Annotated in this window: 16 protein-coding genes; 13 read left to right on the top strand and 3 right to left on the bottom strand. The window is 65.5% G+C overall.

Translation table 11 applies throughout. The annotated features are described in order from the left end of the window. The first annotated feature begins 141 nt into the window (after positions 1-141). From ACJ7Z0_RS12000 to ACJ7Z0_RS11970, 7 genes are all read left to right on the top strand, one after another. Positions 142-618 carry a DUF2244 domain-containing protein gene (locus ACJ7Z0_RS12000; RefSeq protein WP_431127878.1) on the top strand — a complete coding sequence of 159 codons (477 nt, stop codon included), beginning with the start codon at positions 142-144 and terminating at the stop codon, positions 616-618. Between the two features lie 58 nt (positions 619-676). After that, complete coding sequence (gene coxB, locus ACJ7Z0_RS11995) at positions 677-1,855, top strand: cytochrome c oxidase subunit II (RefSeq protein ID WP_434790025.1); 1,179 nt, start codon at positions 677-679, stop codon at positions 1,853-1,855. Positions 1,856-1,910: 55 nt separating this feature from the next. Continuing rightward, entirely contained in the window at positions 1,911-3,542 is a 1,632-nt protein-coding gene (gene ctaD / locus ACJ7Z0_RS11990) for a cytochrome c oxidase subunit I (protein WP_434790024.1), read from the top strand. A gap of 23 nt (positions 3,543-3,565) precedes the next feature. After that, on the top strand, positions 3,566-3,691 hold the full coding sequence (locus ACJ7Z0_RS11985) for a cytochrome oxidase small assembly protein (protein ID WP_434790023.1): 126 nt from the start codon (positions 3,566-3,568) through the stop codon (positions 3,689-3,691). A gap of 25 nt (positions 3,692-3,716) precedes the next feature. Further along, on the top strand, positions 3,717-4,343 hold the full coding sequence (locus ACJ7Z0_RS11980; RefSeq protein ID WP_431127888.1) for a cytochrome c oxidase assembly protein: 627 nt from the start codon (positions 3,717-3,719) through the stop codon (positions 4,341-4,343). Then, on the top strand, positions 4,340-4,555 hold the full coding sequence (locus ACJ7Z0_RS11975; protein ID WP_093016627.1) for a DUF2970 domain-containing protein: 216 nt from the start codon (positions 4,340-4,342) through the stop codon (positions 4,553-4,555). The genes ACJ7Z0_RS11980 and ACJ7Z0_RS11975 overlap by 4 nt, the downstream gene beginning before the upstream one ends. Before the next feature lie 64 nt (positions 4,556-4,619). Continuing rightward, complete coding sequence (locus ACJ7Z0_RS11970) at positions 4,620-5,501, top strand: cytochrome c oxidase subunit 3 (protein ID WP_431127892.1); 882 nt, start codon at positions 4,620-4,622, stop codon at positions 5,499-5,501. 74 nt (positions 5,502-5,575) lie between these two features. Here the strand turns inward: ACJ7Z0_RS11970 and ACJ7Z0_RS11965 are convergent, their stop codons facing one another. Further along, positions 5,576-5,797 carry a twin transmembrane helix small protein gene (locus tag ACJ7Z0_RS11965; RefSeq protein ID WP_175543248.1) on the bottom strand — a complete coding sequence of 74 codons (222 nt, stop codon included), beginning with the start codon at positions 5,795-5,797 and terminating at the stop codon, positions 5,576-5,578. A gap of 36 nt (positions 5,798-5,833) precedes the next feature. Between ACJ7Z0_RS11965 and ACJ7Z0_RS11960 the strand changes: the two genes are divergently transcribed. From ACJ7Z0_RS11960 to ACJ7Z0_RS11935, 6 genes are read left to right on the top strand one after another with little or no spacing between them, the layout of a single operon-like run. Then, complete coding sequence (locus tag ACJ7Z0_RS11960; protein WP_434790022.1) at positions 5,834-6,643, top strand: SURF1 family protein; 810 nt, start codon at positions 5,834-5,836, stop codon at positions 6,641-6,643. Further along, a complete protein-coding gene (locus ACJ7Z0_RS11955) occupies positions 6,627-7,310 on the top strand; it encodes a redox-active disulfide-containing membrane protein (protein ID WP_434790021.1) in 684 nt (227 codons plus the stop codon). Before ACJ7Z0_RS11960 ends, ACJ7Z0_RS11955 begins: the two co-directional genes overlap by 17 nt. Positions 7,311-7,316: 6 nt before the next feature. Beyond that, positions 7,317-8,534, top strand: a complete 1,218-nt coding sequence (locus ACJ7Z0_RS11950; RefSeq protein ID WP_434790020.1) for a COX15/CtaA family protein — start codon at positions 7,317-7,319, stop codon at positions 8,532-8,534. Next, positions 8,531-9,436 (top strand): heme o synthase, encoded by a 906-nt coding sequence (gene cyoE, locus ACJ7Z0_RS11945; RefSeq protein WP_434790019.1) that lies wholly within the window; start codon positions 8,531-8,533, stop codon positions 9,434-9,436. Before ACJ7Z0_RS11950 ends, cyoE begins: the two co-directional genes overlap by 4 nt. A 21-nt stretch (positions 9,437-9,457) precedes the next feature. Continuing rightward, on the top strand, positions 9,458-10,072 hold the full coding sequence (locus ACJ7Z0_RS11940; protein WP_434790018.1) for an SCO family protein: 615 nt from the start codon (positions 9,458-9,460) through the stop codon (positions 10,070-10,072). A 26-nt stretch (positions 10,073-10,098) separates the two neighbouring features. Then, positions 10,099-10,938, top strand: a complete 840-nt coding sequence (locus tag ACJ7Z0_RS11935) for a DNA alkylation repair protein (protein ID WP_434790017.1) — start codon at positions 10,099-10,101, stop codon at positions 10,936-10,938. 47 nt (positions 10,939-10,985) lie between these two features. Here the strand turns inward: ACJ7Z0_RS11935 and rpoH are convergent, their stop codons facing one another. Both rpoH and ACJ7Z0_RS11925 read right to left on the bottom strand, forming a co-directional pair. Next, positions 10,986-11,927, bottom strand: a complete 942-nt coding sequence (gene rpoH, locus ACJ7Z0_RS11930; RefSeq protein WP_434790016.1) for an RNA polymerase sigma factor RpoH — start codon at positions 11,925-11,927, stop codon at positions 10,986-10,988. A 146-nt stretch (positions 11,928-12,073) separates the two neighbouring features. Beyond that, positions 12,074-12,538 carry an Mpo1 family 2-hydroxy fatty acid dioxygenase gene (locus ACJ7Z0_RS11925; RefSeq protein WP_434790015.1) on the bottom strand — a complete coding sequence of 155 codons (465 nt, stop codon included), beginning with the start codon at positions 12,536-12,538 and terminating at the stop codon, positions 12,074-12,076. Positions 12,539-12,592 lie beyond the last annotated feature (54 nt).

Genomic DNA, 12,592 nt, shown 5'->3' with positions numbered 1-12,592 from the left:
GCCGCCTGTGGCCTGTGTCTACCCGCTACAATCCGCCGTTGCGTGAAACTCGCGGGTGTTGTTCCGCGAACGAGGTCTGTCCGATCCTGTGGGGACAAGGGGTTGGATGGTCGTCGACGCACCGATTTGCTGAACTCGCCCGTGTCGAATTCCGTGTTTCGTTTTGCCACCGTTTCAGGCCAGAGCATCCAATGGTTCCTGAAGCGGAACTGCTCGGTGACGCCGAGCCAGCTGGGCTGGCTCTACGCCTCGCTGTGCGTGGTATCGCTCGGTATCGGTACGGTCTTCTGGCTGCACGGTGCGCCGCTGGTGCTGCCATTTGCCTGGCTCGAGCTGGCTGCGGTGGGTTTCGCGTTCATGCTGTACGCACGGCACGCGACCGATGGAGAGAGGATCGCGCTGCAGGGCGGACGGCTGGTGGTAGAGCTCGAGAACGGTGGAGACTACGAGCGCACGGAATTTTTACCGCACCAGGTGCGGATCGAACCGCAGGCCGGCGATCGTTCGCTGATCGAGGTCTCGGGTCAGGGTCGATCGGTCAGGGTGGGGCGCTATGTACGCCCGGAGTTGCGAGCCGCACTGGCGCGCGAGATTCGCATGGCGTTGCGTGGCGCCTGAGGGCTCACGCGGCGCTGCACGGTTGGGTTTGTTGAAAAAATTGAGAAACGTGAACACGATGAAGAGCATTTGGCGCAATAAGTACAGGCCGGCGAATCTGTTGCTGGCGGCCGGCGCGGCTTTCAGCGGCGCGGCGCACGCAGTCAACGATCTGCCCGGCGGGCCCTCGGTGCGCCAGCTGAACCTTCCGCTTGGTGTCACCAAGATTGCGCAGGAACAGCACTTCCTGCACACGGTGATGATGATCCTGTGCACGGTCATCTTCGTCGCCGTGTTCGCGGTCATGTTCTATTCGATCTGGAAGCACCGCAAGTCGGTCGGCCACAAGGCGGCCAACTTCCATGAATCGGTGGTGGTCGAGGTCATCTGGACCATCGTGCCCTTCCTCATCGTGATCGTGATGGCGCTGCCCGCCACCAAGGTGCTGGTGGCCCAGAAGGACACCACCAACGCCGACCTCACCATCAAGACCACCGGCTACCAGTGGAAGTGGGGCTACGACTACCTGAACGGCGAAGGCGAGGGCCTGGCCTTCATCTCCACGCTCGACAGCTCGCAGCGCGCCATGTCCGACGCCGGCGCCAAGGGCGCGATGCCCGACGACTACCTCTTCAAGGTCGACAACCCGCTGGTGGTGCCGGTCCAGAAGAAGGTCCGCATCATCACCACCGCCAACGACGTGATCCACGCGTTTGCGGTGCCGCAGCTCGGCATCAAGCAGGACGCGGTTCCCGGCTTCGTGCGCGACACCTGGTTCCGCGCCGAAACCGTGGGCGACTACTACGGCCAGTGCCAGGAGCTCTGCGGCAAGGAACACGCCTACATGCCCATCCACGTGAAGGTGGTCTCGGCCGCCGACTACACGGCCTGGGTCGATGGCAAGCGCAAGGAAGCCGCGGCCAAGCTCGACGATCCGGGCAAGGTCTGGGCCCTGCCCGACATGATGACGCGCGGCGAGAAGGTCTATGCCGCCAACTGCGCGGCCTGCCACCAGGCCAACGGCAAGGGTGCAGGCCCGATCAAGGCGCTCGATGCGAATCCCAAGGTGGTCGATCCAGACCACAAGATTCAGCTGCTGGTGCTGCTCAACGGCCAGAACAATGGCGCGATGCCCTCCTGGAAGCAACTGAGCGACACCGACCTCGCGGCAGTCGCCACCTATACCAAGAACAGCTGGTCGAACAAGACGGGCCAGCTGGTGCAGCCGGCCGAAGTTCTGGCCTTGCGCGGCAAGTGATCGTGAAGATCCAGCCCAAGCGCCCCGCGACGAAGAAATTGCAAGGAACAACGAAATGAGTGCAGTCCTCGACCCCCACGGTCACGCCCACGACGGCCACGCACACGACGAGCACCACGCAGCGCCTACCGGCTGGCGCCGCTGGGTGTTCGCCACCAACCACAAGGACATCGGCACGCTCTACCTGCTGTTCAGCTTCACGATGCTGATGGTGGGCGGCGTGCTCGCGCTGATGATCCGCGCCGAGCTGTTCCAACCCGGCCTGCAACTGGTGAATCCCGAGCTGTTCAACCAGTTCACCACCATGCACGGCCTGATCATGGTGTTCGGCGCCATCATGCCGGCGTTCGTGGGCTTCGCGAACTGGATGATCCCGCTGCAGATCGGCGCATCCGACATGGCGTTCGCGCGCATGAACAACTTCAGCTTCTGGCTGCTGATCCCGGCGGCGCTGATGCTCGTCGGTTCGTTCTTCATGCCCGGCGGCGCACCGGCGGCCGGCTGGACGCTCTACGCGCCGCTCACGCTGCAGATGGGCCCCTCGATGGACGCCGGCATCTTCGCGATGCACATCATGGGCGCCTCGTCGATCATGGGCTCGATCAACATCATCGTCACCATCCTGAACATGCGCGCCCCCGGCATGACGCTGATGAAGATGCCGATGTTCTGCTGGACCTGGCTCATCACCGCCTACCTGCTGATCGCCGTGATGCCCGTGCTCGCAGGCGCCATCACCATGACGCTGACCGACCGCCACTTCGGCACCAGCTTCTTCAACCCCGCCGGCGGCGGCGACCCGGTGATGTACCAGCACATCTTCTGGTTCTTCGGCCACCCCGAGGTCTACATCATGATCTTGCCGGCCTTCGGCATCATCAGCCAGATCGTGCCGGCGTTCTCGCGCAAGCGGCTCTTCGGCTACGCCTCGATGGTGTACGCCACCTCGTCGATCGCGATCCTGTCGTTCATCGTCTGGGCGCACCACATGTTCACGACCGGCATGCCGGTCACGGGCCAGCTGTTCTTCATGTACGCGACCATGCTGATCGCCGTGCCCACGGCCGTGAAGATCTTCAACTGGATCGCCACCATGTGGCAGGGCTCGATGACCTTCGAGACCCCGATGCTGTTTGCGGTCGGCTTCATCTTCGTGTTCACGATGGGCGGCTTCACCGGCCTCATCCTGGCCATTGCCCCGATCGACATCCAGCTGCAGGACACCTACTATGTGGTGGCCCACTTCCACTACGTGCTGGTGGCCGGCTCGCTCTATGCCATGTTCGCGGGCTACTACTACTGGGCGCCCAAGTGGACGGGTGTGATGTACGACGAAACGCGCGGCAAGATCCACTTCTGGTGGTCGCTGATCTCGTTCAACGTGACCTTCTTCCCGATGCACTTTCTGGGCCTGGCCGGCATGCCGCGCCGCTACGCCGACTACCCGATGCAGTTTGCCGACTTCAACGCCGTGGCGTCGATCGGCGCCTTCGCATTCGGTCTTGCCCAGGTCTATTTCTTCTTCTTCATCGTGCTGCCGAACATGCTCGGCAAGGGCGAGAAGGCACCGCAAAAGCCTTGGGAAGCCGCTGAAGGCCTCGAGTGGGAAGTGCCGTCGCCGGCGCCTTTCCACACCTTCGAGAACCCGCCCAAGCTCGACGCGACCGCCACCAAGGTGATCGGCTGAGCGTTTGCTGCCCTCCGGCCCGCATGACCACAATGACCACGCCCGAACAAAGAAGGAACAACCGACGCATGGGGCTCACGCTGGCCTCCATCGCCGTGCTGTTCCTCCTCGGATTCCTGGTCCGCATGATCTGGTTCAGCGGACGCTGAAGCAGCCGCGAACGGAGCCGCCCGCATGAGCCTCGGTCAACGCATCAAGCGCGCCAATGTCCGCATGGTCGGCAAGCTGGCCGTGGTCACCTGCGGCATGTTCGCGTTCGGCTACGCCCTGGTGCCGCTCTATCGCGCCATCTGCGAAATGACCGGCATCAACATCCTCGCGCTCAACGAGCTCGAGGTGCCGGGCGGTGCGAGCGGCGGCAAGAACGTGCGCGTGCCCGACAACACGCAGGTCGACACCACGCGCACCATCACGGTCGAGTTCGACTCCAACGTGCGCGGCGGGCTCTGGGACTTCAAGCCCGCCGAACGGACGATCCAGGTGCACCCCGGGCAGCTCAACACCGTGATTTACGAGTTCCAGAACGTGCAGAACCGCCGCATGGCGGCGCAGGCCATTCCAAGCTATGCGCCCCAGCAGGCCGCGCCGTACTTCAACAAGCTCGAGTGCTTCTGCTTCAACCAGTACACGCTCGATCCGGGCGAGAAGAAGCAGTGGCCCGTGGCCTTCGTGATCGACCCCAAGATATCCAAGGACGTGAAGACGATCACGCTGTCGTACACCTTCTTCGAGGTGGGCGGCAAGACGCCCGCGGCCCCGGTGGCCGCCGTTTCGAATGCTGCCCATGAGCCCCGTTCGTGACCGCCCCGAACACGCCGCCCAAGGCCACGCTGTGGGACACGGTGAAGGCCGTCTGCTGGTCGTTCTTCGGGGTGCGCAAGAAAAGCGCCTACCAGGACGACCTGGCCAAGCTGAATCCGCTGCATATCATCGCGGTGGCTTTTGCGGCGGTCATCGTTTTCATCGTCGGCCTGGTGCTGCTGGTGCGCTACGTGGTTGCGCACGGCGCGTGAACCACGCGGCGCTAGACATCCAGAACCCATCGAATCGAGAGAAGAAAGAAAGCCAGGAGCTGATATGAGTTCAACCACCCACGGCACCACGCCCTACTACTTCGTGCCGGGGCCATCGGCCTACCCGGTCATGGCCGCGACCGGCCTGTTCTTCGTGATTCTGGGCGCGGGCCAATGGATCAACGGCCACCAGTGGGGCGCATGGTCCCTGCTGGCCGGCATGATCGCATGGCTCGCCACGCTGTTCGTGTGGTTCCGCACCGCCATCGGCGAGAGCGAGAGCGGCCAGTACGGCCACAAGATCGACCTCTCGTTCCGTTGGAGCATGAGCTGGTTCATCTTCTCCGAAGTGATGTTCTTCGGCGCTTTCTTCACCGCGCTGTGGTGGACCCGCACCCATTCGCTGCCGGCGCTCGGCAGCCTCGAAAACGCGCTGCTCTGGCCCGACTTCAAGGCCGTCTGGCCCAGCGTTGCCGCCGGCGTCACCGGCTCGCCGGCCGACATCGTCGAGCCGTTCCAGACCGTCGGCCCGTTCTGGCTGCCCACGATCAACACCGCGCTGCTGCTGAGCTCGGGCGTCACGCTCACCATTGCCCACCACGCGCTGCGTGCCGGCCACCGTGCCCAGACCATCCGCTTCATGTGGCTCACCGTGCTGCTCGGCGTGCTGTTCCTGGGCGTGCAGGGCTACGAATACCACCACCTGTACACCGACCTGAACCTCAAGCTCAGCTCCGGCGCCTACGGCTCCACCTTCTTCATGCTGACCGGCTTCCACGGCCTGCACGTGTTCATCGGCATGCTGATGCTGCTGTTCATCACGCTGCGCCTGCAGAAGGGCCACTTCACGCCGGAACGCCATTTCGGCTTCGAAGGCGCGGCCTGGTACTGGCACTTCGTCGACGTGGTGTGGCTCGGCCTTTACATGCTGGTTTACTGGCTTTGAGCGAACCCCGCGGCATGCAAACAAAAAGGCGCCGAAAGGCGCCTTTTTCATGGTTCTCGTGGAACGAGCACCATCTACTTGCCGACCGGGAGCCCGGTGGGCTGGATGTAGCCGAACTTCCAGGCGAGCAGCATGCAGAGGAACAAAAACACGGAGATGCCGATCCGAAAGGTGAGCGCGCGCGCCATGCCGCCGCTCTTGGCGCGTCCATTGCGCCCGTCTTTCAGCATGTAGAAGAGCGCGAAGGCAAGGCTCGCGAAGATGCCCACGAAAGCCAGGGCGACGAAATATTTCATGACTCCGATTATCGGCCGCACGCCTCGTCCGCTCCAGTGACGCCAGAGCCTCTTCACCCCGCCAGGGCGAGGCCGAAGCGAGGCCGTTTCCTGCTGGTCACGCTGGCCGCCGTGCTGACCGTGTCCGCCACGGTGTCGCTGGGCCGCTGGCAGCTCTCGCGCGCGGCGCAGAAGGAGGCGCTGCAGGCCGAGATCGAATCGCAGAAGCAGAAGCCGCCGCTGGCCCAGGCCGATTTCCTGGCGCTCGAAGCGCCGGCTGGCGAACTGCATCGGCCGGTGCGGCTGCGCGGCCTCTGGCTGAGCCCGCAAACCGTTTACCTGGACAACCGGCAGATGCATGGCGTGCCGGGCTTCTACGTGCTGACGCCCTTTGCCCTGGAAGGCAGCGACCAGGCCGTGATGGTGCAGCGCGGCTGGGTGCAGCGCAATTTCAATGACCGCACGCAGCTGGGCGCGGTCGACACCCCGCCGGGCATCGTCGAAGTCACGGGCCTGATCGAACCGCCGCCCGGCCATTTGTTCGAACTCGGCAAGCCGGCGCCGGCCGTCTCGGCACCGGAATCCGCGGGGTCTTCGCCCATCCGGCAGAATCTCGACCTGGAAGCGTTCCGCGCCGAAACCAAGCTGCCGCTGCGAACCGATGTGTCGCTGCAGCAGATCGGCTCCGCTTCCGAGGGGTTGCAGCGCGACTGGCCGGCCCCCGCTCTGGGTCTGGAGAAGCACTACGGCTATGCATTCCAGTGGTTCGGGCTCTCGGCCCTCGTGGTAATCCTCTATGTCTGGTTTCAATTCATTGCCCCCTTCCGCCGCTCGAGGCGCCGCGCACGCGATGCAAGCAGCCTCTGACGAACCGCTGGGCCTGACGGTGCATTCGATGCCGTCGCCCAACCAGGCGCTCGACGGTGCCGAAGGCCGCCGTACGGTCGTCGGTCGCTGGAAGATGATTGCCGTGATGCTGATGTGCGCCGCGCCCGTCATCGCCTCGTACTTCACCTACTACGTGATCCGGCCCGAGGGGCGCAGCGCCTACGGCGAACTCATCGATCCGCAACGCACGCTGCCCGTGCTTGCCGCGACCGACCGCAATGGCGCGCCGGTCGACTTTTCCACGCTCAAGGGACAGTGGCTGCTGGTTGCGGTGGCTGATGCGGCCTGCGACGCGCTCTGCGAACAGCAGCTGTATCTGCAGCGCCAGTTGCGCGAAAGCCTGGGCCGGGAGAAAGACCGGCTCGACCGCGTCTGGCTCGTGAGCGACGCGGCGCCCATTCCGCCGCGGCTGGACAACGGCCTGCATGGTGCCACCGTGCTGCGCGTGCCTGCCGAGCAACTCGCCAAGTGGCTCGCGCCTGTAGCAGGCCATGGACTGGCTGAGCACCTGTTCGTGGTCGACCCCATGGGCAACTGGATGATGCGTTTTCCGGCCCGCATGGACGCCAAGGGCGCCAGCCGTGCCAAGCGCGACCTCGACCGCCTGCTGCGCGCCTCCGCCTCCTGGGACGAGCCTGGCCGCTGAGACCGCATGATGGACACCGGCTCGCTCTACGACCTCACCCCCATCGCCTGGCTGATGGCGGCCGGCGTGCTGATCGCGCTCGGCCCGCTGGTGTGGGTGTGGCGCCGCAATGCGGGTGGCGGGCCGGCGCGCCGGCTGCACGCGCTCACCGTGCTGACGCTGTTCCTCACCTTCGACCTCACGCTGTTCGGCGCTTTCACGCGGCTCACCGATTCGGGCCTGGGCTGCCCCGACTGGCCGGGCTGCTACGGCAACGCGAGCCCGGTCGGCGCCAGCCACGAGATCGCCATGGCGCAGTCGGCCCAGCCGACCGGTCCGGTCACGCACAGCAAGGCCTGGGTCGAAATGGTCCACCGCTATTTGGCCACCGGCGTCGGCGTGCTCATCCTCGCGCTCGCGGGCGCCACCTGGATCGTGCGCTGGCGCCAGCGCCGCCTGCCCGTGCCGGCGGAGGGCGAGCACGCCACGCTCAGCGCCTGGTGGCCGGCGTTCACGCTGGTCTGGGTTTGCCTGCAAGGCGCGTTCGGTGCGCTGACGGTGACCTGGAAGCTGTTTCCCGCCATCGTCACGCTGCACCTCCTGGGCGCCGTGGTGCTGCTGGCGCTGTTGTGCATCCAGGCGGTGCGCTACCGGCAGGCCGCCGCGGACCGTCTGCCCACGGCCGTGTCGCCGGCGCTGCGCAATGGACTGCTCGCGACGTCGGCCCTGCTCCTGCTGCAGATCGCGCTCGGCGGCTGGGTCAGCACCAACTATGCCGTGCTGGCCTGCACCCAGTTCCCGACCTGCCAGGGCAGCTGGTGGCCGCCGATGAGTTTTGCGCAAGGCTTCGAAATCTGGCGCCATCTGGGCCTGACCGGTGACGGTGCGCCGCTCGACTTTTCGGCGCTCACCGCCATTCACTACGCTCATCGGCTGATGGCTTACGCCGTGTTCGCCGCGCTGGGCGTGCTCGCCTGGCAGCTGCGCCGCATCGAACCGCTGCGGCCGCAGGCGCGCTGGCTCGCAGGACTGGCGCTGCTGCAGCTCGCCACCGGCCTGGGCAACGTGCTGCTCGGCTGGCCGCTCGTGGCCGCGGTGCTGCACACCGGCGGCGCCGCCGCGCTGGCCGTGGTGCTGACCTGGGCGCTGTGCGAGAGCCGCCGCGGGGCGGCCGCCACGGTCGCGCGCGACAGAGACAAGGCGCCCGGCGCCCCACATAACAACCAGAGGGAGGCCGCCGCGTGAGCACGCCGATTTCCGTGCAGCAGACAAGCACCGCCAACGTGCTGCGCCAGTTCTACGCGCTGACCAAGCCGCGCGTGGTGCAGCTGATCGTTTTCTGCGCCCTCATCGGCATGGTGCTGGCCGTGCCGGGCCTGCCCTCGTGGGCCGACGTGCAGCGCGCCGTGCTGGCCTGCATCGGCATCTGGCTGGTGGCGGGGGCGGCGGCGGCGTTCAACTGCCTGGTCGAGAAGGGCATCGACGCCAAGATGAAGCGCACCGCCTGGCGCCCCACGGCGCGCGGGCAGCTCAGCGACCTGCAGGCGCTGGTGTTTTCGGCCCTGCTGTGCGTGGCCGGCTCGACGCTGCTGTGGTTCCAGGTCAACCCGCTCACCATGTGGCTCACTTTTGCCACCTTCGTCGGTTATGCGGTGATCTACACCGTCATTCTCAAGCCGCTGACACCGCAGAACATCGTGATTGGCGGCGCTTCGGGCGCGATGCCGCCGGTGCTGGGCTGGGCCGCGATGACGGGCGACGTGGGGCCGGAAGCGCTGATTTTGTTCCTCATCATCTTCCTGTGGACGCCGCCGCATTTCTGGGCGCTGGCGCTCTACCGCGTCGAGGACTACCGCAAGGCCGGCCTGCCGATGCTGCCCGTCACGCACGGCAACGAGTTCACGCGACTGCAGGTGCTGCTCTATACCTTCATCCTGTTTGCCGCCTGCCTGATGCCTTTCATCTACGGCATGAGCGGCTGGCTCTACCTGGCGGTGGCGGTGGGCGTGAGCATCGGTTTCACGGGCTATGCCTTTGCGCTCTGGCGCAACTACTCCGACACGCTGGCGCGCAAGACCTTCCGGTTTTCGCTGATTCACTTGAGCGTGCTGTTCGCGGCATTGCTCGTCGACCATTACCTGCGCTGAATTGACCGAATGCCTGCTTCCATGAACAAGCGAAACGCCCTTCAATTACTGGCCGGCGGTGCGGCATGGGCGAGCATTGCCGCCACGCTGGGGCTTGTTGCGGCCTGCAGCGAGCCCAGGCCCAGCTTCAATGCGGTCGACATCACGGGCGCCGACTACGCCAAGGACTTCTCGCTGAAGGACGCCGACGGCAAGGTCCGCACCCTGGCCGACTTCAAGGGCAAGGTGGTGGTGCTGTTCTTCGGCTACGCCCAGTGTCCCGACGTGTGCCCGACCACCATGACCGAAATGGCGCAGGTCAAGCAGCAGCTCGGCAGCGACGGCGACAAGCTGCAGGTGCTGTTCGTCACGGTCGATCCGGCGCGCGACACGCCCGAAGTGCTCAAGGCCTACATGGGCGCGTTCGACCCGAGCTTCGTCGCGCTGATTCCCTCAGCCGACCAACTCGTCACCACCGCCAAGGACTTCAAGGTCTATTTCAAGAAGGTCGAGGGCAAGACCCCGACCAGCTATTCGATGGACCATTCGGCCGCGAGCTTCGTGTACGACGCCCAGGGCCGGCTGCGGCTCTACGCCCGCTATGGCGCCGGCGTGGCGCCCATGGTGTCGGACGTGAAGGCGCTGCTCAAGACCTGACCCGGGTGGCCGCAGCCCGCTCGCCCATGGACGCCGTCGTCGCCCTGGCTTCCGTCGATCACCTGAAGGCGCGCAAAGGCGCCTTCCGCATCGCGCTCATTCCGCCCGAGGTGCTGCGCGCGCTCAACGACGGCTTGCTGGAGACCGTCAACCTCAACGAATTCCTGGCGCTCGAACTGCCGCAGCTCGCGCGCAGCGTGGCGGGCCACATCGGCCTCGATCCGGCCAGCGAACGCCTGGCCGACACCCTCGCCATGCTGGGCGCGTTCAAGCCGATGCAGCGGCACGGCCACGTTGCACGCGCGCTTTACGACCTGGCGGCGCAGCATGCCGAGCGCGATGCCGTTGCCCACCGGCTTGCCACGCACGCGAGCGACGCCGCGCGTTGCTGGGCCGCGCAATGGGTCACGCTGTCGGGCCTGCCGCTGGCGGCGCAGCTGGAGGCGGTGCGGCGTTTTGCCGCCGATCCGCACTTCGGCGTGCGCGAAATCGCCTGGATGGCGGTGCGCGATGCGGTCGTCGCCTCACTCGACGAGTCGCTGGCGCTGCTGCAGCCGTGGACGGCCGATGCCGACCCGAACATCCGCCGATTTGCCAGCGAACTCACGCGCCCGCGCGGCGTGTGGTGCGCGCAGATCGATGCGCTCAAGGCCGAACCCTGGCGCGCCTTGCCGCTGATCGAGGCCTTGCGGGCCGACGGCAACCGCTACGTGCAGAACTCGGTGGCGAACTGGCTCAATGACGCGAGCAAGACCCAGCCGGAGTGGGTCGACCGGCTCTGTACGCGCTGGCTCGATGAATCCGACACGGCGGCCACGCGGTACATCGCCAAACGGGCCCTGCGAACGCTTTCGAAACAGGCATGAAAAAGCCCGGTTGACCGGGCTTTTTGAGGGATGAAGAGCGGCAGGGCTCAGGCGTAATCGGCCAGCGCCTTCTTCATCTTCTTCATGGCCGCGACTTCGATCTGGCGAATGCGCTCGGCGCTCACGCCGTACACCGCGGCCAGGTCGTGCAGCGTCATGCCGCCCGAGCCGTCGTCGTTGACCTTGAGCCAGCGCTCTTCCACTATGCGGCGGCTGCGGTCGTCCAGCGCTTCGAGCGCGGTGGCGATGCCGTCGCTCGAGAGCCGGTCGCGCTGCTGCGATTCGAGCAGGGCGGTCGGTTCCTGCGTGGCGTCGGCCAGGTAGGCGATCGGGCCGAAGGCTTCATCGCCGTCGTCCGACGGGCCCGGATCGAGCAGCACGTCGCCGCCCGACAGGCGGGTTTCCATCTCCAGCACTTCTTCGGGCTTGACGTTCAGCCGGGTCGCCATTTGCGACACCTCTTCGGGGCTCAGCGTTTCGCGATGCGTGCCGTTGTCGGCCGCGGCCGAATCGGCCTTGAAGCCCTGCTTCATCGAGCGCAGGTTGAAGAACAGCTTGCGCTGGGCCTTGGTCGTCGCGACCTTGACCATGCGCCAGTTCTTCAGGATGTACTCGTGGATCTCGGCCTTGATCCAGTGCATGGCGTAGCTCACGAGCCGCACGCCCTGGTCGGGGTCGAAACGCTTCACGGCCTTCATGAGGCCGACATTGCCCTCCTGGATCAGGTCGCCGTGCGGCAGCCCGTAGCCCAGGTACTGGCGGGAAATGGAAACCACGAGGCGCAGGTGCGAGAGGATCAGCGCACCGGCCGCTTCGAGGTCGTTCTGGTCGCGCAAACGGCGTGCGAAGCCCTGCTCTTCTTCGAGCGTGAGCATCGGCAGGCGGTTGGCGGCCGAAATATAAGCATCCAGGTTGCCCAGCGGCGGCACCATCGACCATGGATTGGCGACGGCGAGCTGGTTGGCAGAGGCTCCAGACAGCATGGTCATCAGGGGAAACTCCTTTGTATTGGGCATATTAGCACTCGATTAGAGGGAGTGCTAAGGTAAGGGTTCCCCCTAAGTTTCTATCGCACCGATAGGCAAAGCTGTCAGCCGGAAGGGAGGCGGGCCGGCGGAATCGTCCGACCCCAGCCCTACCAGCGTATACCCAGACGCAAAAACAGCCTCGAAAGTACAAAGAGGGGCCCCACCCAGAGATATTGGATGTCTTCGAAGAAGGAAGGTTTCTTGCCTTCGATCCTGTGGCCGATGAACTGGAAGATCCATGCCACGACAAAGATGGCGGCGGAGACCGGCAGTACAAGGCCTCCCATGGCATGAACCAGCGCCAGTACCAGCGCCGTCCCGGCGAGCATGGTGGCCAGGAACACGGGGGAGCGCAAGGTGGCGTAGTACACCAGGCTAGCGGCCACGAAGCCGTAGGCCACCCAGGGGTGCAGCGCGAACAGCAGCCCGACGATGCTCAGCATGATGGCCGGGATCGCGACGAAGTGGATCAGCTCGTTGGTCGGGTGGCGGTGGCTTTCGCCATAGTGGGCCAGCAGCCGGTCGACCTTTCGGTCGCCCGCTGCCAGCGGGGCGTCGGCGGTGTGCAGCATGTTGTCTCCAAGCGCCGTTCGGTGCGGCGGTCCTGCATGGTGCCTCTGCCGGCA

This window comes from Variovorax palleresanus, assembly GCF_051144945.1.
GTDB classification, from domain to species: domain Bacteria; phylum Pseudomonadota; class Gammaproteobacteria; order Burkholderiales; family Burkholderiaceae_C; genus Variovorax; species Variovorax paradoxus_S.
The sequence above is the reverse complement of the archived record's forward strand: the minus strand, read 5'-3'. Positions and strand labels throughout refer to the sequence as shown.

Bases quoted from the DNA above. Each gene is read 5' to 3' on its own strand.
- coxB (WP_434790025.1), top strand. From the start codon at position 677: ATGAAGAGCATTTGGCGCAATAAGTACAGGCCGGCGAATCTGTTGCTG.
- ctaD (WP_434790024.1), top strand. From the start codon at position 1,911: ATGAGTGCAGTCCTCGACCCCCACGGTCACGCCCACGACGGCCACGCA.
- ACJ7Z0_RS11985 (WP_434790023.1), top strand. From the start codon at position 3,566: ATGACCACAATGACCACGCCCGAACAAAGAAGGAACAACCGACGCATG.
- ACJ7Z0_RS11980 (WP_431127888.1), top strand. From the start codon at position 3,717: ATGAGCCTCGGTCAACGCATCAAGCGCGCCAATGTCCGCATGGTCGGC.
- ACJ7Z0_RS11970 (WP_431127892.1), top strand. From the start codon at position 4,620: ATGAGTTCAACCACCCACGGCACCACGCCCTACTACTTCGTGCCGGGG.
- ACJ7Z0_RS11965 (WP_175543248.1), bottom strand. From the start codon at position 5,797: ATGAAATATTTCGTCGCCCTGGCTTTCGTGGGCATCTTCGCGAGCCTT.
- ACJ7Z0_RS11955 (WP_434790021.1), top strand. From the start codon at position 6,627: ATGCAAGCAGCCTCTGACGAACCGCTGGGCCTGACGGTGCATTCGATG.
- ACJ7Z0_RS11950 (WP_434790020.1), top strand. From the start codon at position 7,317: ATGATGGACACCGGCTCGCTCTACGACCTCACCCCCATCGCCTGGCTG.
- ACJ7Z0_RS11940 (WP_434790018.1), top strand. From the start codon at position 9,458: ATGAACAAGCGAAACGCCCTTCAATTACTGGCCGGCGGTGCGGCATGG.
- ACJ7Z0_RS11935 (WP_434790017.1), top strand. From the start codon at position 10,099: ATGGACGCCGTCGTCGCCCTGGCTTCCGTCGATCACCTGAAGGCGCGC.
- rpoH (WP_434790016.1), bottom strand. From the start codon at position 11,927: ATGACCATGCTGTCTGGAGCCTCTGCCAACCAGCTCGCCGTCGCCAAT.
- ACJ7Z0_RS11925 (WP_434790015.1), bottom strand. From the start codon at position 12,538: ATGCTGCACACCGCCGACGCCCCGCTGGCAGCGGGCGACCGAAAGGTC.